At 49.6% G+C, this 21,643-nt stretch carries 15 protein-coding genes and 1 pseudogene; 7 read left to right on the top strand and 9 right to left on the bottom strand.

Going from position 1 to position 21,643, the window contains the following annotated elements; translation table 11 throughout:
• Nucleotides 1-26: 26 nt before the first annotated feature.
• The gene (locus tag ABFB09_RS01265; protein ID WP_346999304.1) at nt 27-461 is read right to left on the bottom strand and encodes a GNAT family N-acetyltransferase; all 435 of its coding nucleotides are present in this window, start codon (nt 459-461) and stop codon (nt 27-29) included.
• Nucleotides 462-586: 125 nt separating this feature from the next.
• Here ABFB09_RS01265 and ABFB09_RS01260 point away from each other — a divergent pair, with 125 nt between their 5' ends.
• Complete coding sequence (locus tag ABFB09_RS01260) at nt 587-901, top strand: hypothetical protein (RefSeq protein ID WP_346999302.1); 315 nt, start codon at nt 587-589, stop codon at nt 899-901.
• Between the two features lie 122 nt (nt 902-1,023).
• Here ABFB09_RS01260 and ABFB09_RS01255 read toward each other — a convergent pair whose 3' ends face one another.
• Nucleotides 1,024-2,349, bottom strand: a complete 1,326-nt coding sequence (locus tag ABFB09_RS01255) for a lysine 2,3-aminomutase (RefSeq protein WP_346999301.1) — start codon at nt 2,347-2,349, stop codon at nt 1,024-1,026.
• A gap of 310 nt (nt 2,350-2,659) precedes the next feature.
• Here ABFB09_RS01255 and ABFB09_RS01250 point away from each other — a divergent pair, with 310 nt between their 5' ends.
• From ABFB09_RS01250 to ABFB09_RS01235, 4 genes are all read left to right on the top strand, one after another.
• Nucleotides 2,660-2,998 carry a GIY-YIG nuclease family protein gene (locus ABFB09_RS01250; RefSeq protein ID WP_346999300.1) on the top strand — a complete coding sequence of 113 codons (339 nt, stop codon included), beginning with the start codon at nt 2,660-2,662 and terminating at the stop codon, nt 2,996-2,998.
• An 860-nt stretch (nt 2,999-3,858) separates the two neighbouring features.
• Nucleotides 3,859-5,409 carry an IS21 family transposase gene (gene istA / locus ABFB09_RS01245; RefSeq protein WP_346999299.1) on the top strand — a complete coding sequence of 517 codons (1,551 nt, stop codon included), beginning with the start codon at nt 3,859-3,861 and terminating at the stop codon, nt 5,407-5,409.
• 13 nt (nt 5,410-5,422) lie between these two features.
• Nucleotides 5,423-6,196, top strand: a complete 774-nt coding sequence (gene istB, locus ABFB09_RS01240) for an IS21-like element helper ATPase IstB (RefSeq protein WP_346999298.1) — start codon at nt 5,423-5,425, stop codon at nt 6,194-6,196.
• A gap of 112 nt (nt 6,197-6,308) precedes the next feature.
• Nucleotides 6,309-7,271: a hypothetical protein gene (locus tag ABFB09_RS01235; RefSeq protein ID WP_346999297.1), complete on the top strand. Its 963-nt coding sequence runs from the start codon at nt 6,309-6,311 to the stop codon at nt 7,269-7,271.
• A 145-nt stretch (nt 7,272-7,416) separates the two neighbouring features.
• Here ABFB09_RS01235 and ABFB09_RS01230 read toward each other — a convergent pair whose 3' ends face one another.
• From ABFB09_RS01230 to ABFB09_RS01200, 7 genes and pseudogenes are all read right to left on the bottom strand, one after another.
• Nucleotides 7,417-8,523 carry a two-component system response regulator gene (locus ABFB09_RS01230; protein WP_346999296.1) on the bottom strand — a complete coding sequence of 369 codons (1,107 nt, stop codon included), beginning with the start codon at nt 8,521-8,523 and terminating at the stop codon, nt 7,417-7,419.
• 28 nt (nt 8,524-8,551) lie between these two features.
• The gene (locus ABFB09_RS01225) at nt 8,552-8,941 is read right to left on the bottom strand and encodes a response regulator (protein ID WP_346999295.1); all 390 of its coding nucleotides are present in this window, start codon (nt 8,939-8,941) and stop codon (nt 8,552-8,554) included.
• Between the two features lie 11 nt (nt 8,942-8,952).
• On the bottom strand, nt 8,953-11,712 hold the full coding sequence (locus tag ABFB09_RS01220) for a response regulator (protein WP_346999294.1): 2,760 nt from the start codon (nt 11,710-11,712) through the stop codon (nt 8,953-8,955).
• 12 nt (nt 11,713-11,724) lie between these two features.
• Nucleotides 11,725-12,252: a V4R domain-containing protein gene (locus tag ABFB09_RS01215; RefSeq protein ID WP_346999292.1), complete on the bottom strand. Its 528-nt coding sequence runs from the start codon at nt 12,250-12,252 to the stop codon at nt 11,725-11,727.
• Nucleotides 12,253-12,280: 28 nt separating this feature from the next.
• On the bottom strand, nt 12,281-14,506 hold the full coding sequence (locus ABFB09_RS01210; protein WP_346999290.1) for a PocR ligand-binding domain-containing protein: 2,226 nt from the start codon (nt 14,504-14,506) through the stop codon (nt 12,281-12,283).
• A 336-nt stretch (nt 14,507-14,842) separates the two neighbouring features.
• Nucleotides 14,843-14,977 (bottom strand): annotated as a pseudogene (locus ABFB09_RS01205) (DUF1566 domain-containing protein); the annotation flags it as partial.
• A gap of 79 nt (nt 14,978-15,056) precedes the next feature.
• Complete coding sequence (locus ABFB09_RS01200; protein ID WP_346999289.1) at nt 15,057-19,922, bottom strand: two-component regulator propeller domain-containing protein; 4,866 nt, start codon at nt 19,920-19,922, stop codon at nt 15,057-15,059.
• 515 nt (nt 19,923-20,437) lie between these two features.
• Between ABFB09_RS01200 and ABFB09_RS01195 the strand changes: the two genes are divergently transcribed.
• Both ABFB09_RS01195 and ABFB09_RS01190 read left to right on the top strand, forming a co-directional pair.
• Nucleotides 20,438-20,587: a hypothetical protein gene (locus ABFB09_RS01195; protein WP_346999288.1), complete on the top strand. Its 150-nt coding sequence runs from the start codon at nt 20,438-20,440 to the stop codon at nt 20,585-20,587.
• 136 nt (nt 20,588-20,723) lie between these two features.
• On the top strand, nt 20,724-21,593 hold the full coding sequence (locus ABFB09_RS01190) for a hypothetical protein (protein ID WP_346999286.1): 870 nt from the start codon (nt 20,724-20,726) through the stop codon (nt 21,591-21,593).
• Nucleotides 21,594-21,643 lie beyond the last annotated feature (50 nt).

Below are 21,643 nucleotides of genomic sequence, written 5' to 3'. Positions count from 1 at the left end.
TCCCTACGGAGTTCCTCTATCGAGCATCAGCAGGTGCCTGGTTCCATCACCTTTGAGATGACGCTGATGTCCTGCCGCTGCGTCCAACCGAGTTTTTGCCAGAAATTAATGCCGGCTTCGTTGGTGTTAAAGATGAAGAGGTGGCATTTTTGTATGCCTCGGGCTTTTAGAGCATCGAGACATTTTCTGGCGAGGGTGCAGCCGACGCCTTGCTGCCGGTAGCCGGGATGCACCGCCAGGTGGTAGAGGTAGCCGCGGCGGCCGTCGTGGCCGCCTAGAACCGTGCCGATGAGCCTGTCCCCGTCGAAAGCGGCGAAGCTGGTACCCGGGTTCCGGTCGAGGAAGGACCGGATGGCCGCCTCCGAATCCGCGTCGCTGAGGCCGATGCCTTCGCATTGCTGCCAGAGGGCGATGGCGACGGGGTAGTCCGCCGGGGAGAAGGGTTGGTAGGTGATGGTCATGGTTTCACTCTCCGTATGGGGGAATAATATCATAAACCCAAACCCAAAAGCAGGCTTCATCCTGTCGTGGTTCGGTGCTATAATCGCCCAATTGAACACCTTAGGATGAGCCAGGAGTTTCCCCCATGGCAGACCAACCTGTCAGTAAGCTACAGTATTATCTTAATTTGGCGAAACAAGGAACCGCTGACGATGTGAAGGCGATTCTAAAAGACCTGCATGTTGAAATGACCTTCAATGATTCAAGGTTCATCGACTACTCTCTGGGTTTGGTTAGTTCTCCGGAAGGTTTAGAAGTGATCAGGGATTATCTGTTCACCGGGAGTCAAATACAAAGAAACTATTGCACTCTTTTTTTCAACCGAAGGGGCGATTGGGATATCGTGAAAAAAGCATACACGATGGGTCTTATCGACGAAATCCAGGCATATTCCAAATAACAGGGTGGGGCGACGCCTGGCGTCGTTCCTGCGGCCGCACATCCCCGGCGAGGCGTAACGGGGCGGGCGACACCCGGTGTCACCCCTACGGATCGACGATGTTTGGGAACGTCGGAAGCCGTCTAGAAACAGCCCTCGTACTCGCCGGGGGTCAGCAGCACCTGGAGTTCTTCCTCGAAGAAGAACTCCTTCTTGCCGAAGGCCGGTTTGAGGTCGTCGAACCAGGTGGCGCGTTCGTCGTAGGCGGCAAAGAAGGGGCGGGCGGCCCAGTCGGGGTCCCTGCCCTGGACCATGCGGAGGACGAACACCTTCTCACCGGCGACCTCGGCGACGCCGAGGACCTGGACCTTGCCCGGGAAGGCGGACATGCTGGGGCCTCCGGCGGTCCGGCAGATACCTGAGACCGACTGGAACGCCTGCCGGTAGATCTCCCAGGCCCTGACCAGCGGCACCGAAAAATAGCGCTGCGCCCCGGTGTCCCGGGCGATGAACATGTAATAGGGCACGCAGTTCAGGGCAACCTGCCTGCGCCACAGTTCCGCCCAGATTTCGGGCGCATCGTTGATGTGTTTCAAGAGCGGCGACTGGGTCCTGATGACCGCGCCGGTTTCCTGGATGCGCCGGATGGCGTCCCGGACGATCTCCGGTTCCAGTTCCACCGGGTGATTGAAATGGGCCATGAACGACAGGTGTTTCCCAGCCGCGCGGACCTTGCGGAAGAGATCCAGCATCTCGGCGGCGTCGGGATCGGTCACGAAACGGTAGGGCCAGAAGGTCAAAGACCGGGAACCGATGCGGATGGTGCGGATATGCGCCAGTTCCGGCACCAACAGCGCTTCGATATATCGCGCCATGACAAGAGCCTTCATGGTCATGGGATCGCCGCCGGTGAAAAGGACGTCGGTAACCTCCGGATGCGCGGCCAGGTAGCTCACCAGGGATTCCACCTCGCAGGAAGATATCTTGAGCTCTTCCATCTTGGTGAACTGCGGCCAGCGGAAGCAGAAGGTGCAATAGGCGTGGCAGACCTGGCCTTGTCCCGGGAAGAACAGCACCGTCTCCCGGTACTTGTGCTGGAGCCCCTGCAACGTCTCGCCGTCCATGACGGGGGTATTAAATTCCTGCTGCCCGGCGGGGTGGGGGTTGAGACGCAGCCGGATCTTGCGCACGGCGTCCTGGATGGCCTGGGAATCCGCGCCACTGTCATGGAGATCCCGCATCAGCCGGTAATCGGCCGGGGCCAGCATGGCTTTCTGCGGAAAGGTGGCGATGAACATCGGGTCGTCGGGGACGGCGTTCCAATCAATCAGTTCGTCGATGACGTAATTGTTGGTTCTGAAGGGCAGAACCGAGCCGACGATCTCGATATCCCGTATCTGCTCCGCGGACAGCTTCTGGACCTGGGGGATGGTCTTGAAGTTGTGGAGCGAGTAGGCTTTATATTGCATAGTTATAGAATCCTTGCTGTAGAAAATTGGCCGCAGGTCAGGCACGAATGCGGCCTGTCTGTTCAGAGAATTGACGGAGACCGGTGAGAAACCCGAGCCCGGCGCGGTACTAGCGGTACTATCTGTTTTCCGAGCTTATGGATTGTACCATTTTTTGGAGGAGAGCTCCAATTTTTGGGGCTTGACGTTCGACAACACTTCTCAGTCGTTTACAGCGGCGATGCGACGCTCGCTATCGAGGCTCATAATTGGGATTATTCAGTGGGAGTGCTATCATCTCTGAAACGGTGAAAACGGAGTTTGGAACCCGATGGATAACAGAAAAGACCTCATCAACGCCTACAAGCAGCGCAAGATTACCGGCGGCGTCTTCAAGGTGACCAATACCACAAGCGGCCGCTACCTGCTGGACTCCGCCGCGGACATCCAGGCCAGGCAAAACGCCTTCAATTTCTCGGTGACTACCAATAATCCCTTCGACTACAAGATGCGGAAAGACTGGCAGGAATCCGGCGCCGCCGCCTTCACCTTCGAGGTGCTGGATACGCTGGAGAAAAAGGAAAGCCAGAGCCAGGAGCAGTTCATCGAGGACTTGAAGATGCTGGAGGGGATTTGGGTTGAGAAGCTGGGTGGGATGGGGCGGTATTAGTGGGGATGGTCACATGTGGCTTCGTTTTAAGTGGAAGAGTATAATTGGCATGAGACCGAATCTGGAGGTTTGATATGGAAAAGAAACCCGTAAAACCAGTTAAACCAGTCGTAAAGCCGGCTGTAATCAAGGCTGGTCCGGTGAAGAAATCCGGGATCAACCCAAAAGGCATAGCTACTTCAGGCCCTTGATTTTAAGGTGGCGTGAAGATACCCAAGACAAATTTATTTGAGCGCCTGTTTTAGGTAGCTCCCGTTTCTAATCGAATTTAGATGTCTTTTATGAAAACTTTGTCTATCAGGCAAAGCGCGAGTTGTTTTGTTGAGAAGTGCTTTTTGCTTGAGCATAATAATCTGCAATTAGCCTATTTTCCTAAGAATCATCGGGTCTTGAGCCTGAATCAGGCTGCAATTCCTATTATGAAAGCTCTCAACGAAGAGGGTTTTGTCCCCAGAACTTCCGCGGACCGAAAATTCATCAATTCATTGTCAATTCTAGGTTTATTAACCTCAGGGCCGGTACCGGGCAGTCCCGATGTTCAAGAACCAACAGAGTATCGACCTACGCGAGTGGGTCTGCTTCTTACGGACGTTTGTAATCTAAATTGCGTGTACTGTTATTCCCATAACAACGATGTACCCCAAACCATGAGTGAGCCCGTTGCCCGTGCTGCATGCGTATTTCGGAGCAAAGTGGCCAGCGTTTCGGAGCAACTTGGCCACCCTGTCGGACTAACTTGGCCACCGTCACGGAGTAAAATGGCCGAGGTGGAGAAGGGCACCTGAAATCCAGGTAACCATCACGGGGTAAAGCGACGCTGGGGCAACGAAAGCCATAGAATCTCTGGAAAAAGAGGTTCTATGCCGAACAAGAGGTTGCCCATGCGTAAGATAAAAGAAGTCCTGCGTTTAAGATATGTGTGCGGTCTCAGCGAACGCGAGATCGCCCGCAGCTGCAACGTCACCCGAAGCACAGTAGGGAACTATCTCAGGCGCGCCACCGTCGCCGGTCTGGATTGGGCTGGGGCGGCCGAGATCACTGAGACCGAGATCCAGGCTCGGCTTTTCCCGGTCATTGTCCCGGCGTCTGCGGCGGCGCGGCCGCCGCCGGACTGCGAGTACATCTATAACCAACTGCGTGGCTACAAGAACGTCAATCTGACGCTGATCCAGCTATGGCTGGAATACAAAGAAAAGCACAGTGACGGCTACCAGTACACCCAATTCTGCGAGTACTATCGCCGCTGGCGCGGCAAGCTCGATTTCTGCATGCGCCAGGAGCACCGGGCCGGAGAGAAGCTGTTCATCGACTACTCAAGCGGCCACTCCGTCGTCGACCTGGCCACCGGCGAACTCCTCCCCACCCAGCTCTTCGTCGCCGTCTGGGGCGCCTCCAACCACACCTACGCCGAGGCAACGCTCAGCCAGACGCTACCGAATTGGATCGGATCCCACGTGCGCGCTTTCGAGTTTTTCGGCTGTGTGCCCCGGATGCTGGTACCGGACAATCTCAAGAGCGGCGTCAGCAAAGCCTGCTTCTACGAGCCGGAGATTAACCCGACCTACGCCGAGATGGCCGAGCACTACGGCTGCGCCGTCCTGCCGGCGCGCCCGCGGAGTCCTCGAGACAAGGCCAAGGTGGAAGGCGGCGTGCTGGTAGCCCAGCGCTGGATACTGGCGGTGCTAAGGGAACGCACCTTCTACAGCCTCTCCGAGCTCAACTCCGCCATCCGCGAGTGCCTGGAGCGAATCAACGCCCGCACCATGCGCCGGATGGGGAAGTCACGAAATGAACTCTTCGAAGCACTCGACCGGCCGAGTGCCCTGCCTCTACCGCCGAAAGCCTACGAGTACGCCGAATGGCGCAAGGCCAGGGTGAACATCGACTACCATATCGAGGTGGACGGGCACTTCTATAGCGTGCCTTTCCAATTGCTGCGTGAAAGACTGGACGTCCGGCTGACGGTAAGCACCATCGAGGTGCTGCATAAGGGCGAACGAGTAGCCGCACATGCCCGCTCTTGTGTCCGGGGCCAGCCTTCAACGCTAAGAGATCACATGCCGCCGTCGCACCGCCAGTATGCCGAGTGGAGCCCGTCGCGCTTCATCCAGTGGGCAGGCAAGACCGGGGCGGCCACCGCCCAACTGGTGGAGAAGATACTCTTGTCCCGCACCTACCCCGAGCAGTCTTATCGCGCCTGCATGGGCATCATGAGACTGACCCGGCAGTATGAGCCATCCCGCGTCGAAGCCGCGGCGAGAAGAGCGCTTGAATACAACACCTGCACCTACAGGTCGGTATGCTCCATCTTGGCTTCGGGACTGGACTCCCGATCGGAGCCGAAGCTGGAACGGCGGCATGCGACTTTACCGCTTCACGACAACATCAGGGGACCCGAATTCTACAACTAGAAGGGAAGCACTCATGCTCAACGAACAAACCATCGCCATCATGAACTCGCTCAAGCTTTTCGGCATGGCCAGGGGACTGAGTGAGCGCCTGGCCGGGACCGCTCATGCCGAACTCTCTCACGCCGACTTCGTCGGCCTCTTGATCCAGGACGAACAGACCTATCGCGATAACCAGCGTCTGACGCGCCTTTTAAAGAATGCCAAACTGCGGCAGCCGGCGACACTGGAAGATATCGACTACACCCACACCAGGGGCCTCTCCAAGCAGGTGATGCTGGACCTGGCGACCACCCAATGGCTGGATGCCCGCCGAAATGTGATGGTCACCGGGCCGACCGGTGTCGGCAAGTCTTTCATCGCCTGCGCCTTGGGTAACTCAGCCGCTAGAGCCGGTTACACCGTGTTTTACACCCGGGCGCCAAGGCTTTTCGAGAGCCTTCAACAGGCGCGAGGCGACGGCTCCCACCTCAGGCTGCTGGACAAGCTATCGAGGGTGCAACTGCTCATCGTCGATGATTTTCTGCTCACTTCTCTGGTGGACTCTGAGCGCCGCGACCTGCTGGAAATCATCGAAGCCCGCTACGACGCCGGCGCCACCGTCGTGGCCAGCCAATGTCCTGTCTCTGACTGGCACCCGGCGATCGGCGATCCCACCATGGCCGACGCCATCTGCGACAGGCTGCTGCACAATGCTTACCGGCTTACTCTCAAGGGCGATTCCATGCGCCGTAGGCAGGAGGCCGCTAACCATGCAGAATCATCCGCGGAGAGAGGAGGAAAGCAGTGAATTGAAAACTTTGTTCCGCATAAGCTAAACTAACCACCGATCCCAGCGTCGCCCGCCCTCAGATCCACCCGGCCAATTTCACCGTGCTCGTGGCCAATTTGGAGCGAAATGGGTGGCCAACTTCACCGAAATCCGCACTGCAATAGATTTTATCATCAAAAATGCCTCCGAAGGTCATTCCATGGCCCATCTGCAGTTCCATGGCGGCGGCGAACCGACCTGTGCCTGGTCTATGGTACAGACAACCGTCGAGTACTTCGAATCCAGAGTAAAACTGGAAGGCATTGAAAAGTACATCGGCATTACCACTAACGGAGTTTTCTCACAACAACGATTAGGCTGGCTGGCTGAACATGTGGATGAGTTCTGCATCTCCTGGGACGGCCCAAAAGAAATTCATGACAAACACAGACCGAAGCGTAACGGACAGGGAAGTTACGAAGACGTCCTGAGAACGTTTGATTATCTCGATAAAATCGGCAAAAAGTATTGGATATTATCCACGGTTACCGCAGACAGCCTTCAATACTTTCCCGGCATAATAAACGTTCTGGCCGGTCGAGCAGGTTTTGAGGCGATTTACCTTGAGCCATTTTATCAAAATGGTAGGGGAGAGGGGCTTGATATCCTGGATGCCGACCGTTTCCTGGTGGCATTCAGATCAGTAAAGAAGTTGGGTCAGGAATATGGTCTTAGAATCGAGTTCAGCAGTGCTCGCGGTGGGTCCATTCGAAAAAGCTATTGTTACGCCACCGATCCCGCCTTTAACGTAACTCCGGCCGGGATGGTCACTGCCTGTTATATGAGAACCAACCCGCAGGACCCTCAGTCCGGACTGTTTTTCCATGGTAGCTATGATAACGACACGGGACACTTTATTTTCAACACTGAAACACAATCTATTCTGAGATCAAGAAACATCGATAGCCTCAGTGAATGCCGGGACTGCTTCTGTCGTTACCATTGCGCCGGCGGGTGCCTTAATCAATCCGGGGGAATCGATCAGGTTAGCGCTTATCGCTGTTATATCACCAAGAATTTGACATTGGACCAACTGGTCGAATCACTTCAGTAAAACCCACATACCGAGCAAAATTTTCCTAAGTCTTGCATATACACCCTGACGAATGAATAAGTGGACGCTGGAGGGTATTTGGGCTGAGAAACTGGGTGGGGCGGGGCGGTATTAGGGGCGTTGCTGATTTTGAAGAGCAGTATTGTTAAGTGTCGGCAACTTCTGTGCTGATTTGAAGGAATTCTGATGTGATACCAGCGAAAGCATTAATCATATCAGGATCGAAATGACTCCCATTCCCTTCAAGAATGATCTCGACAGCTTTTTCGTGAGACAAACCTTCTTTATACACCCGTCTGCTGATTAGAGCGTCATAAACATCAGCAATTGCCATTAGACGGCCGGAAACCGGGATATCTTCGCCGGCTAACCCATTCGGATATCCTGTTCCATCCCACCTTTCATGATGGCAATACGTTATTTCACGGGCAAAATTCAAGAACGGCATTGTCACACCAAGGCGTTCTTCAGCTGATAAAATAGCGTTTCGTCCCAGTATTGTATGGGTTTTCATGAGATTGAATTCCGCTTCTGTAAGACGGTCCTTTTTTAATAAAATATTGTCAGGTATGCCTACCTTGCCGATATCGTGGAGCGGAGCTGATTTGACGATCAAACTAATAGACTGGTCATCGTTTAGAACATTGTTGAATTTGGGGTGATCTTTGAGTGCCCTGGCAAGAACTTCTACATAACGTTGAGTACGTATGATGTGATTACCGGTCTCGTTGTCCCGGGTTTCGGCGAGTGATGTTAGCGCCAGCACCGTTGCTTCCTGGATAGCGACGACATCTCTGGTTCGTTCCTGAACTTCCTTTTCAAGCAAAGCGTTTTTATCTTTCAAGAAGTCTCTGAAATTCTTGAGTTCCAGGTGAGTTTGCAGACGGGCCTTCAGGATCGGAGGGCTGATGGGTTTGGTGATATAGTCCACCGCCCCCAGTTCGAAGCCCTTGATTTCGTCCGCAATCTCGGACTTGGCTGTTAGGAAAATCACCGGGATATCTTTGGTCTCCGGTTTGGATTTCAGTTGCCGGCAAGCCTCATACCCATCCATTACAGGCATCATCACATCAAGCAGAATGATATCCGGGACTGTGCCTGTTGAGGCGATCCTGACAGCCCGTTCCCCATTGTTTGCTATCTTTACCGTGTATTTGTCCTTCAACAGATCTGTCATAAGGACTAGATTATCAGGAGTGTCATCCACGACAAGAACCGTCGGTTTCTCCACCAGTCGGGCATCTCTATTCATAACTCACCTTAATCCGGCGAATGTCGATTTATTTACCCAGAGCCGCAGCCACTCGTGAGATCAGATCGCTGGCATTTACTGGTTTAGTGATGTAGTCGACTGCCCCCATATTAAAGGCGAGAGTTTTATTCAACAGATAACCTTCCGCTGTCAGCATTATCACCGGGATACTATTAGTCTCAGGTAATTGCTTAATGGCATTCAAGGTCGCGTATCCGTCCATTTGAGGCATCATAATATCCAACAGTATTAAGTCAGGGATCACTCCTGATTCGATCACCTTTAATGCGCTTTTGCCATTTGTGGCGATTTTGAGAGTGTAGCTGTCACGGAGTAAGCCGCATACCAGGCTGATCACATCCGGGGAATCATCGACGACCAGGACCAGTGGTTTTGAAGCAATCGGTTTATTACTCATGTGGACTCCTGTTATTTATTATCCGGTTTATTCATTTGTTCCCTTATCGACGTGACGGCACTTTCAAAATCATAATTCTTAATGCTGTTCTCGATAGCTCGATAATGCTCATCGCCAAATAGTGCGCGTAAAGGTCCTCGTTCTTGTTCAAACAGCTCGGCGGCCTCACTGTCACTTTCTTCCAACAGGCTTAACAGTTCTCGGCGAACTCCCAGAGTGTGTTCACGGTCAAATTCTACCGATTCTACTTTCTCAACTTCCCCATCGGATCGTCGCAGCTTTTCCCTGAGATTGTTCAACAGCTCCGACTGAGTAAACGAGAACGATACGAATACTTCCTCTATCGTTTCCAGTGGGGCTCGGTTTTTGATGTGACTTTCCAGTTGTCCAGCAAGTTCCTGTATTCCGGAAGCTCCGATGTTGCCGCTGACTCCTTTGGCGGTATGAGCTATCCTTTCAGCGGTTTCGAAGTCTTTCGCATCCAGACTCGTGCGGATATTCGATACGACATCGGCCTGACTTTCAATATATTTGTTTAACATCTTCAGGTACAAGGACTTGTTACCCATCATCCGGTCAAGAGCCCCTTGTGTGTCCAGCCCACAGACAACAGGTATTTCCCTCGTAGCCTGGCTGACCTGATCGGTTTCTTTTGGGAACTGGATAGCGGGATTTATTGTAATGGGACACTTGTAATCTACGCTGCCAACCCATTGGATCAACTTACTCATCAGGTCGCTGGTGTCGATAGGTTTGGCAATATGATCGTTCATCCCACATTCGTAGCACCTGTCGATATCACTTTGCATAACATTGGCAGTCATAGCGATGATCGGGAGATCTTTGAACTTCGGGTTATTTCGTATTTCACGGGTAGCCGTGATGCCGTCCATCACCGGCATCTGCATGTCCATGAGCACTATGTCATATTGGTTTTTCTCAATCTGGTTCAGGGCTTGCCGTCCATTTTCCGCGATATCAACCAGAAATCCGGCGTCACAAAGGAGTTCTGTTGCCAGTTCCTGATTAAAAACGTTATCCTCAACCAGAAGAATTTTCGCGCCTTTCAAGGGTGCCAGCCGATCCTGAAGATTTCCATCTTCAGGATCGGCTTCGTGTTTTTTGAGGGAAGCTTCCTGTGTATATCCAAACATTTGAATTATGGTATCAAATAGCATGGACTGACTGATCGGTTTGATTAGGACGTCGTCCAATCCTGTTTCTTTCGCTTCCCGAAAGACTTCCTCCCGGCCATACGCCGTTATCAAAGCCATGTGATGTTTGGTATCCGGAAACATGTTCCGGAGTGTTCCGGCTGTCTCGATGCCATCCATTCCGGGCATTTGCCAATCGATCAGGATAACATCGAAAGGATGACCACTTTTGATCGCGCTCCGCACTTCATCCAAAGCCTTGTTTCCGGAAGAGACTTCACTTACTTTCAGTTCCATACTGGCCAACATTTCTCTCAGCACCTTGCGGCACATTTCATTGTCATCGACCACAAGCACCTTTTTCCCCTTGAGTTCAGGGGCCACACAGAAACATTTTTTGCTTTCGGTTCCCTTACCAAGTTTGGCGGTAAACCAAAATGTACTGCCTTTGCCAAATTCGCTTTCGACACCCACCTCGCCGCCCATGAGGTTCGCCAGCTTTTTAGATATCGCCAGCCCGAGGCCGGTGCCGCCAAACTTTCTGGAAGTAGAAGTATCAGCCTGTTGGAACGATTGGAAAAGCTTTTTTTGTTGATCAGGGGTCAGTCCGATCCCGGTGTCTTTGACGCTAAATCGCAATATCGCCTCTTGGCCGAGATTTTCTTGTACCCGGACTGAGATGAGGATTTCGCCCTGTTCGGTGAATTTAACCGCATTGTTGGCATAATTTATTATTATCTGGCCTATCCGTAATTGGTCACCTATCAGGACGCGAGGGGTATCCCTTTCAATCTGGATTATTAGTTCGATGTTTTTCGACATCGCTTTGTCGGCTACGAGGTTTGAAACATTTTGGAGGACATCATCCAATTTGAATTCGGTTTTTTCTATTGAAAATTTACCGGCTTCGATCTTTGAAAAATCCAGAATATCGTTAATTATTTCAAGCAGGTGTTGTCCTGACTGGCGGATCTTGGATATATAGTCTCGCTGGCGTTTGTCCATCTCCAGCTTCATGGCGAGATTGGAAAAACCAATAATTGCGTTCATAGGTGTCCTGATTTCATGGCTCATATTAGCCAGGAAATCAGCTTTCGCTCTAGCGGCGGTATCAGCCTGCTGTCTGGCCTCATCCAGGTCCTCCAGAATGTTCAGCATAGCTTTCCGGGTTTCACTCAATTCTTCTATCTGGCTTTGGAGATCCTCAGTTGCTTTTTTATTCGAGTCAAAGGAACACCGCAACTGGTCGGTCATACTATTAAAGGCCTTGGAAAAGTCCCCCATGAAGTCGATCCTTTGAGAAAAGTCACCGGCCGCTATCTTTTCGGTGACCCAGGTCAGGTTTCTCAAATTGGCATGGAGACTTTTGAGCGAATGCAGGATGACAAGTTTACCCTTAGGTACAGCTTTGTCGATTTCACCCCTCCCCAACTCAAAAACGAACCCAGTCGCTTCATTGTATTCTGTAACGAATCGATTGAAATATTCCAGCAACTGACCAAATTCATTGCCTTCATACTCTTTTCCACAATCGACTAACTCGGGCTTTTTACCATTCAATATCAGGTAAAAAGCTTCCGTTAGTTTGTCCAGATCGTTTTTTTTAACTTGGAGCATTGTATACAAGTCCTAAGCTACTGGTTTTACTTCAAATCGGCATACCCGATCACCTGAACACCAGCAATCGACTTCCTTGACGTTGAAATCCTTCCCGGTGAACTCTTTCAACAATCCGGCGATGAATCCCTCATCATAAGTGCAAATGGTTTCGTCGCTAATGGGCAGTCCGGAGCAATCCAGATCCTCGGCCACTGTGAGCGTGAATTCCAGCTTGTCCAGATCTGATTTCTCAATTCTTAATATTCCGATTTTCAATTTAGTCAGCAATTCTTCCAGTTCCTGGATAAACAGAGTGAAATCGGATTTTTCGTTGATGAGATTTTTGAACAGCTCCTGTCCGGCTTTTTCTCCGGCTTTATAAAATATTCGTTCCGCCGCCTCAACGCCGAATTCCTGTATTAAGGCATCCCGCAATGTAAATTGCATCAGGCGATACACCGCAACTACAGTACCGGGACCAAGATTGGGCCGACCCAATTCAATATCTCCCAGCATACTCCAGTCAAATAAAGATTCCGCCCGTGGTTCTTTAAACATTATTCCCTCCAATATTCCGATTTTGTTTTTATACGACTATCTTGTATTTGGGATCCAGGCCGCTGTTCGTCAAGAGTGTATTGATCTCGTTTTTCAATTCAATCATCTTTTTTTCTCTCTCAACAGTGAGGCGGTTAAATCTCTCAAGCTCCTGCATTTTCTCCGTGAGTTTATTTTCAACCTTTTGCCGCTCCGTTATATCCTTGAAAGCAACAACCGCGCCGATCAGTCTATTGTTACGAAATAGCGGGTCGCTTGAATATTCGACCGGAAAATTTGATCCAGTTTTATTCCAGAATATATCTTTCTGTAGGGTTAGTTTCACACCTTTGGCATACGAATCGCACATAACGCAGGATTCGATTGGATAAGGAGTGTTGTCGCTGTAAGAATGGTGGATTTTACCATGAACAGGCGCGCCGATTAACTCCTTTTCTTCATATCGAAGCATTTTTAAAGCCGCTTGATTTATGAAGGTCATACGTCCGTTGGTATCTACGCCGAAAAATCCTTCACTGGCAGATTGAAGCAAAAGATGACAGCGTTCTTCACTGCTATGGAGCTCTGCCGTTCGCTGACTAACCAGGGACTCAAGTTGTTCCTTCAGGGTTTCTATTTCTTTGCGAGCTTGGATCTCGTCTTCCGCCAGGCTCATCGCGGCGTCGTGTTGTTTCTGTATTTCCACCATTTTTAAAGCAATACTTGCCTCAGCCTGCAATGCCCTGTTTCGCTCAAACGAAATTGACGCTACGGTTTTTGCCAAGCCTGTCAAAAAACCCATTATCGAATTCAGGTTTTGTTCATCGACAACCGGTACTTCCTTGATGCTTTTCCTATACTCCGTCTTATCAAAGCCGTATTTTTCCGCTTGCCTGTCAAAGAAATCCATGTCCGGCGGTTGGGTAAGAAATTGCCCTATGAAGAGATTGGCTACATGTTTATCAAACACATAAATCGGCGATGCGGCATCAACCAAACCGTTTTTACACTTGTAGATTGAAAAATCCTTTCCCTGGTTCAAGTTCAGCGCAAGTTCAGTGTCGCTTTCTATACATCTGCTAAGGCTATCGGTGTTATTACGATGGAATTCTGTGCAAGCCCGTTGCCAATGCGACGCAACAAGCACCTGACCTTTAAGATCGATTACAGCCGCGGCGATCCCCATCGAATTGCAGTAGTTATCGATCAGTGTTTTAAGTCGGACGACATCCAGGAGTTCTTCCAGGTGCACTTCTTCTACATCAGCCCTTACCGGTTCAAAGGGAGTTCTATTTTCTTCGTCCCCCGTCTCAGATGTCTCACAACTTAAAAAAATCGGTGGTTTTCCAGACTCAATTGCCAGGTTATTCAGCTGCTGTTTGAGTTCCCGTATACGTTCCTCGCGGCGTAAAGCTAGCTTATTGAAACGTTCCATTTCCAGTAATGTTTGCTGTTGAAGGCGTTGATTTTCAATGGATGCATTTATACGTTCGGAGATATCTCTGACCATACTCTCAGTGCCGATTACCTGTCCGGCGTCATCACGAACCAACTGAATATTCATGGAAACCCAGAAAGCGGTATTGTCTTTCCTTTTCCCCTGGCATACATAATCAGTGATACGCCCTTCTGATCTCAGGCGTTTTATCAACGCTTCTCTTTCGGCATGGTTCTCATACAATGACTCGGCGGGCAAACCAATCATCTGTTGCTCATTCTCATATCCATACATCTTTGCCGCGCATGAACTGACGATGGTGAATTTTCCGCCGAGATCGGCCTGGAAATAGGCATCGAGGAGATTATCCAGGATTCCTTGTGTTTGTTTGAGGCTTTTCTGGAGAGAGAGCTCGTTACTCTTCTGTTTGGAAATATCGGTAAAAAATTCCAGGAGAAGATCTTCCCCACCAAGATTGATGTTTTTAACGGATTTGATTATTGGGATCAGATTACCGTCAATCTGTTTTAACATGCGCTCGCTATTGTCAATTGTCTGATGCAGGTCTAAAATCGGGCAGGCGTATTGCTCTGCCGTGCAGAAACAATCAGTACAGGATCGGCCAGATACCTGCGCGGAATTCTCAAATCCCATCAATTCACAAGCTGCTATATTAGCCCAAACTATTCTCTTGTTTTTGGAGACTAAAACAACACCGAATAGAGATTGATCCAAAATTGTGTGGATGGTGGGCGTGTTTGTGAGAATATCGTCTTTATCAGAGTCATTCTGGCACTGGATATCGAACAGGGCGGACTTTCTTCTGTTATCATCCAATTGTATTCACCTTCAATTCTACTTGGCGATCACAATTTAAGATCTCTTTTTATCTTTGTCCTATTGTCAGGCAACATCCTTCGTGGTAAGGAGCTAATTATATTGTAACCGGGAGCATAACATTTGTATATAGTATTTTTACCATATAGTTGAAAGATGAAAAGGGGAAATAGAGAAAAGTGTTAGAAAATTCCTAGTGTAAAAGAAAACCGGGGTCGAACAGGGCCCTAATAATGGTTGTGCCTGTTTTGATGTGAGGGTCAATTCAAGTTGAGCAGAAGACTGTCGGCATATTATAGATGAGGCGGGGTCAATGGAAATCTCTATCATCTGTTATCAGGCATCGCGTACCAATCGCACCAGGTTATCAATACGGATAACATCGCCCTGCGGGCCGCGCCCCAAGGGGAAATCGTCAGCATTTCCAGCCTTGGGATCGCTCCGCTGGCTGCCGGCACCGTGAACTCCAATAATTGGTAGGCACCCGACATAGCCGGTATTGCCGCGTACGTAAAAGACGTAAAAAATCTTACCCTGGGCCGGATAACCTTTAATCCGGTTTATTCATTTGTTTCCTGATTAATGTGACAGCACTTTCAAAATCATAATTCTTAATGCTTTTATCGATAGCCCGATAATGCTCATCGCCAAATAGTGCGCGTAAAGGTCCTCGTTCTTGTTCAAACAGCTCGGCGGCCTCACTGTCACTTTCTTCTAACAGGCTTAACAGTTCTCGGCGAACTTCCAGAGTGTGTTCACGGTCAAATTCTACCGATTCTACTTTCTCAACTTCCCCATCGGATCGTCGCAGCTTTTCCCTGAGATTGTTCAACAGCTCCGACTGAGTAAACGAGAACAATGCGAATACTTCCTCTATCGTTTCCAGTGGGGCTCGGTTTTTGATGTGACTTTCCAGTTGTCCAGCCAGTTCCTGCACTCCGGTGGCTCCGATGTTGCCGCTGACTCCTTTGGCGGTATGAGCTATCCTTTCAGCGGTTTCGAAGTCCTTCGCATCCAGGCTCGTGCGGATATTCGATACGACATTGGCCTGGGATTCGGCATATTTTGTTAGCATTTTAAGGTACAGTCCCCGGTTTCCCATCATCCGTTTTACTGCGTTGCTCGTATCCAGATCACAGATGATAGGAAGCTCGACCGGAGACTCCGATGCTCTGTCCGGAGGCCGTGTTTCAACGATATGAACCTGCTCGTCCCCAGGCTTTTTTTCGATCCACTTTACCAATTTGGACATCAATTCATCAGTATCGATAGGCTTTGCTATGTGGTCATTCATCCCGCATTCTATGCACCTATCAATGTCCCCCTTCATGACATTGGCTGTCATGGCGATGATCGGTAAATTATGGAATTTTTCCGTTTTCCTGATTTCACGGGTTGCCGTGATTCCATCCATCACTGGCATCTGCATGTCCATGAGAACGGCATCATAAGACCATTGTTTCAGCATTTCAATGGCTTGTTGGCCATTATCTGCCGTTTGAACCTCGAAGCCCGCCGCGGTGAGCAATTCGATGGCGAGTTCCTGGTTTACTTCGTTATCTTCAACTAATAATATTTTGCGACCTTTAAGGGATGATGATATTTGATAAGCGGTTGACGTTCCCCGGCATTCAGCGGCAACCTTTTCAGTATCGCATCCCAGCAGATGCATCATTGTGTCAAAGAGGGTAGACGGTGCGACAGGCTTAACCAGCACGTCCTCTAGACCCGCTAGCCTGGCCTCATTGAAGAGCTCTTCGCGACCGTGTGCCGAGACTAACACCAAATGCGGGTTTTCAGTCAGGCCCATTTTACGGATAACCCTGGCGGTTTCAATGCCATCCATCGATGGCATTCTCCAATCGAGAAGGATGACGTCATACGGTTTATTCGAATCAATCGCAGACTTGATTTCCGTTAAAGCTGCACTGCCGGAATCAGCTAAACTCACCCTAAAAGTCATGTCTTCAAGCATATCCTTCATGACTGACCGGCAGTCTTCGTTATCGTCCACGACAAGTATCCGCCGCCCGCATAAAACGGGCTTCGGCAGGAGACTCCTACCTGTGGCCGTTCCCTTCCCCAGTCGTGCAGTAAACCAGAAAGTGCTGCCTTTCCCAAACTCGCTTTCTACACCAACATCTCCACCCATAAGGTTGGCCAATTGCTTGGAAATGGCCAGTCCTAATCCTGTCCCTCCGAATTTCCTGGATGTAGAAGTATCTGCCTGCTGGAATGATTGAAAGAGCTTACCGATTTGCTCGTCTGTCAGACCGATACCAGTATCTTTAACGGAATATTTTATCAGCAGGTTGTCCGCGGTTTCTTCCTCAATTTTAACCGAGACCAAGACCTCACCCTTTTCAGTAAATTTGACGGCATTATTAGCGTAATTTACTAACACCTGCCCTATACGTAAAGGATCTCCGATCAGGTACTTGGGGATATCCCGGTCGACCTGGAATATTAGCTCAAGGTTTTTTGAAAATGCCTTTTCCGAGATAAGATTGGATACATTCCCCAGCACTTTTTCTAATTCAAATTCCGTTTGTTCCAGATACAACTTGCCTGCTTCAATTTTGGAAAAATCAAGAACATCGTTAATGATGCCTAGCAGGTGGGTACCCGATTGTTGGATTTTCTGGATATAGTCTACCTGTCGTTTATCCAGATTCGTTTTTAGAGCCAAACCAGAGAAACCAATAATGGCATTCATTGGCGTCCGGATCTCATGGCTCATATTTGCCAGAAAATCGGCCTTGGCCTTGGCTGCCGAGTCAGCCTGCTCTTTGGCAATAACCAGTTCATTGGTACGTTCAGTCACTTGCCGTTCAAGGTGATTTTTCTGTGTGATGATCGATCTTGTACGCCATTGAAAAGTAGCCATCACGGCCACAATTAGTAAGACTCCTGACAAGCCGCGAAACCACAAGGTCTCCCACCATGGCGGTAAAATGGTGATGTGCAATGCGACGCCTTGTTCATTCCACACGCCATCGCTATTTGAGGCCTTAACCCGGAACAAGTATTGGCCGGCATCAAGATTGGTATAACTTGCGTAATGCCTCTGGCCGGCATCAACCCAATCAGTATCGAACCCCTCCAATTTGTACGCGTAGCGGTTCTTTGCCGTATTGGTATAATCCAATGCGGCAAACTCAAACGATATAAACTTGTCGTTATGTGTGAGTTCAATGGTTTCCAGATATGAATCAGAAGTTGATGAAGGGACGGGTCGTTCAAAAACCTTGAAACTGGTTAGCACAACCGGTGGAGGTGTCGAGTTATTATTGATCTCAGAAGGGTAGAAATAACTATAACCGCCAACGCCCCCAAAAAAGAATTGCCCGGATCGGCTGCGAAATACCGCACCATCCTTAAAATGATTGGATTGCAGGCCATCCGTGACATCATAAGTGTGGAAGGTTTGGCCCTTGAGATCGAAACGAGCCAGCCCGGCAGAGGTGCTGATCCAGAGCATCCCAGTGTCATCCTGGAGCAACGCGGCGACATCGTTGTTTGGCAGACCTTGCTCAACCAGGTAGCGTGTGCACACTCCGCTGTTCGGATCCAATTTGTTCAAGCCACCATTAGTGCCAACCCATATGTTTCCCCTGGCATCCTCCAGCAATGTCGTAACTTCATCATTGCTGAGACTGTTGGGGTTGTTCACGTCACGCCGGAAAACCGTGAAGTGAGGTTTGCCAGATGAATCAATCACCAGTTTATTGACCCCTCCACCCCATGTGCCGATCCACACCGCGCCATCCCGACCTTGTAATAGACTAAGCACACTTTTGTTGCTTAAACCATTCAGGGTTTGAGGATCATGCATAAAATTGGTGAAGGTTTGATCATTTGGATTAAAAAGATTCAACCCATTATCTGTGCCAATCCACAAACGGCCGTCCCGATCCAGTAGCAGGGCGTACACCTGATCATTGCTCAGGCTGTTCGGATCGGCGGGGTCATTCTTATACACCGTGAATTGAGCCGTTTGTGGGTCGAAATAATTCAATCCGCCCCCCTTGGTACCCAGCCAGAGCGAACCGGTCCTGTCGATTTGCATTGAGAGTGCTGAATCGTTGCTAATGGTGCTGTTCTTCATGTCATAATATGCAAACAGTCCGCTGTCAGGGTTATAGACATTCAACCCGCCGCCATCCGTTCCGATCCAAAGGTTACCAGCGTTGTCTTCCGCGAGCGAGAACACCGTCGTCCCATGCAGGGTGTTGGGCAAATTCGGGTTAGAGGCAACGTGTTGAAATTTTAGAGGTTTGAGGTCAAGTTTATTCACCCCACCGCCGCGAGTTCCAACCCATAATATCCCTGAACGGTCTATGAATACATCCCGGATATCATTATGGCTAATGCTGGCGGGATTATTCGGATCATAACCGTAGGAGGTAAATTGCTGGGTTTTTGGATCGAACACATTCAGGCCGCCGGTATCAATTCCTTTTGTACCGATCCACAGACGTTGATACTGGTCTTCGCAGATTTTATAAGCGATATTGTTGCTCAAACTACTAGGGTTATTGGGATCGTGCACATACCGGGTGAAATCATCGGTGGCAGGATCGTAGCGGTTTAAGCCACCGCTAGTGGACACCCAAACAGTCCCAGCCTGATCAACGAAAATCCAGCGCGATTCGTTGTTGCTCAGGCTGCGGGGGTTTTGGGGGTCATTTTTGTAGTGCGTGAATTTTCCGGTTGCACGATCGAACATATTCAATCCGTCATTCGTGCCTACCCACAGGTTGCCAGCTTTGTCTTCCGCGACTGACCATACACGATCCTGGCTCAGGCTGTGGGGATCATTGTCAGAGTGTTGAAAATGAGTGAAGGTTTGGGCATCCGGGTCAAAACGATTCAGTCCCCCTGCGTATGTCCCAAACCAAATAATCCCGCCTGTGTCCTGATAGATCACATGTGCCCGGTCATCACTCAGACTGTTCGGATTCGCTGGATCATTCTTGAAATGGGTGAAGGTGTCGGTCCGTGGATCGAAACGATCTATCCCAGCTCCCCAAAGAGAACACCAGATAAATCCATCTTTATCTTCTAAAATTTGACTTATATTATTGCCGGCGATCGAAGAGGGATCCAACGGATCATTTTGATAGACTTTCATGACATAGCCATCATATCTTATCAATCCGCCTTCCCCGGCAAACCACATGAACCCCTGTTTGTCCTGGATAATGGAATATACCACATCATTTGGTAAACCCTGCTCTGAAGTGATGTGCTCGAATGCTACTCCGACTTGGCTGCCCGATCCTTGCAAAGGTGAGGGGAATATAAATCCAACAGAGCTTAACGTCAGCAATGTTACCGCGGCGATCATATTGCGAACTTTTGCCAGGTTTCGTCGGTTCACAGTGTTCCAATGTGGATTACTTGTTTTACCCATTGCTCAACACCAGTTTACCTTTCATTTTTCTGCCAAATTCGCAGAGTTTATGTATCACTCTGTGCCTTATAGCAATTGTGGGTTCCGCCTCCAGAGCCAACATATTAATAACCTGGGCTTTGGAGGATAGTAATCGAACTATGGTTTGAGAAGAAGGGGCTGATTCCTATGCTCCAACAGTTTCTGACATCATATCACACTTGAAGATGGTTTAGGTGTTCTATTGATAACAGCTGAGGGGGAAGACGTGAAAGATATAATTCCAATTCGCCGTCTACCAAAACCAACATTTTCTGCTCAAACACACTGAGAACCTAACATCATCAGCAACTATACTTTGAATCTCAACGAGTTTAGCAACAACCGTCTGATCGAGCCTAAAGTCTCCGGGAAATCAGCGTCCCATTTCGCGGCAGCCACAAGAGTCAGAAGAATAGGTACGACCAACGGTAAAAGCTGTTTCAAATAGCTCCACATTCCTCAGTTATAGAGGACAAGTATCTCAAGAGTCAGGGTTGTTGATATTGGAGGGGGAGGTCTTCACCTTCGAGGTGCTGGATACGCTGGAGAAAAAGGAAAGCCAGAGCCAGGAGCAGTTCATCGAGGACTTGAAGATGCTGGAGGGGATTTGGGTTGAGAAGCTGGGTGGGGCGGGGCGGTATTAAACAGAAGTTAAAGCGGTTTCAATAAGATCCCGTGAATGGAAATTGGCCTTTAGCTTTGACAAATCATTTCGTATGGCTGATAATCCGTTTTTGACAGACATCCTGGGTCACCAAATACTACACAGGAAGGTAGATTTTGATCAAAAAAACTCCCCGATCAGTGATTATTCTGGTTCTAACGGCAATCCTCCTGATGGCTTCGAGTTGCGGTCCGGCGGCCGAAGGGAATACGAACACCGGCAATGTCCCTCCCGCCACAACACCACCCGCCACAACACCGCCAGTCACGACAACGCCAGCCACGACACCACCTGCCCCCACTACCACTCCACCTGTCGTTACAAGCAATTTCATGTGTGAGCTTAAAGAATACCCCGCTACCGTATGGCCGTTATTCAATGTCCAAGACAGGCAGAATAATTTCTGGATGGAAGTTTATTATCCGGCTGATTTCGTTTATCCCGATGTCACGTTCTATTACGGAGTCCAGTATGGCGCAAAAGGTACGGAAGCTGAAGTTATCAAACATTATCACGACCTGGTCGAAGCGCATCAGATAAACGCCTTCAGCGATGTACAGGGAACCATAGGTAAATGGGAAGTTCACGCTAATGTCGAGTCATCTTTTTATACCGGTGAGCAGGTGGTTAGTGTGATGGTGGGCAACAATACGATCAAATACGAAAGCAACCCCTTGTTTACCGATTTTCCCACTGCCAGTTTCCCGGCTTTTCAGCAAAGTGCTCCAATGTCCGATCTGTTTCATTGCTGGTCAACGAATATCGAGTATCAACGACGCTACAAAAACAACGGCACTGCCACGGATGCCCTGAATCATTACCGTAACCTGATGTCCGGCGCCACCGGCTTCACTGAAAACGCGGTGACGGATTCTTACGGTACCACCACAACGTTGAAAGGCAATCTTGTCGGTTATACCGTTGAGATCGCGATTCGAACATCTAACAATACGATTACAGTGAAACTGGAAAAACCACACAGTTAAGAAGCACTGAGTGGGTAGAATGGCTTATATAGGCCCGCCTGATCAACTCA

Source organism: Dehalogenimonas sp. THU2, from assembly GCF_039749495.1.
GTDB lineage: Bacteria > Chloroflexota > Dehalococcoidia > Dehalococcoidales > Dehalococcoidaceae > Dehalogenimonas.
The sequence above is the reverse complement of the archived record's forward strand: the minus strand, read 5'-3'. Positions and strand labels throughout refer to the sequence as shown.

What these genes read in the sequence shown, in the direction of transcription:
- ABFB09_RS01265 (WP_346999304.1), bottom strand. Translation starts at nt 461, where the DNA reads ATGACCATCACCTACCAACCCTTCTCCCCGGCGGACTACCCCGTCGCC.
- ABFB09_RS01260 (WP_346999302.1), top strand. Translation starts at nt 587, where the DNA reads ATGGCAGACCAACCTGTCAGTAAGCTACAGTATTATCTTAATTTGGCG.
- ABFB09_RS01255 (WP_346999301.1), bottom strand. Translation starts at nt 2,349, where the DNA reads ATGCAATATAAAGCCTACTCGCTCCACAACTTCAAGACCATCCCCCAG.
- ABFB09_RS01250 (WP_346999300.1), top strand. Translation starts at nt 2,660, where the DNA reads ATGGATAACAGAAAAGACCTCATCAACGCCTACAAGCAGCGCAAGATT.
- istA (WP_346999299.1), top strand. Translation starts at nt 3,859, where the DNA reads ATGCCGAACAAGAGGTTGCCCATGCGTAAGATAAAAGAAGTCCTGCGT.
- istB (WP_346999298.1), top strand. Translation starts at nt 5,423, where the DNA reads ATGCTCAACGAACAAACCATCGCCATCATGAACTCGCTCAAGCTTTTC.
- ABFB09_RS01230 (WP_346999296.1), bottom strand. Translation starts at nt 8,523, where the DNA reads ATGAATAGAGATGCCCGACTGGTGGAGAAACCGACGGTTCTTGTCGTG.
- ABFB09_RS01225 (WP_346999295.1), bottom strand. Translation starts at nt 8,941, where the DNA reads ATGAGTAATAAACCGATTGCTTCAAAACCACTGGTCCTGGTCGTCGAT.
- ABFB09_RS01220 (WP_346999294.1), bottom strand. Translation starts at nt 11,712, where the DNA reads ATGCTCCAAGTTAAAAAAAACGATCTGGACAAACTAACGGAAGCTTTT.
- ABFB09_RS01215 (WP_346999292.1), bottom strand. Translation starts at nt 12,252, where the DNA reads ATGTTTAAAGAACCACGGGCGGAATCTTTATTTGACTGGAGTATGCTG.
- ABFB09_RS01200 (WP_346999289.1), bottom strand. Translation starts at nt 19,922, where the DNA reads ATGGGTAAAACAAGTAATCCACATTGGAACACTGTGAACCGACGAAAC.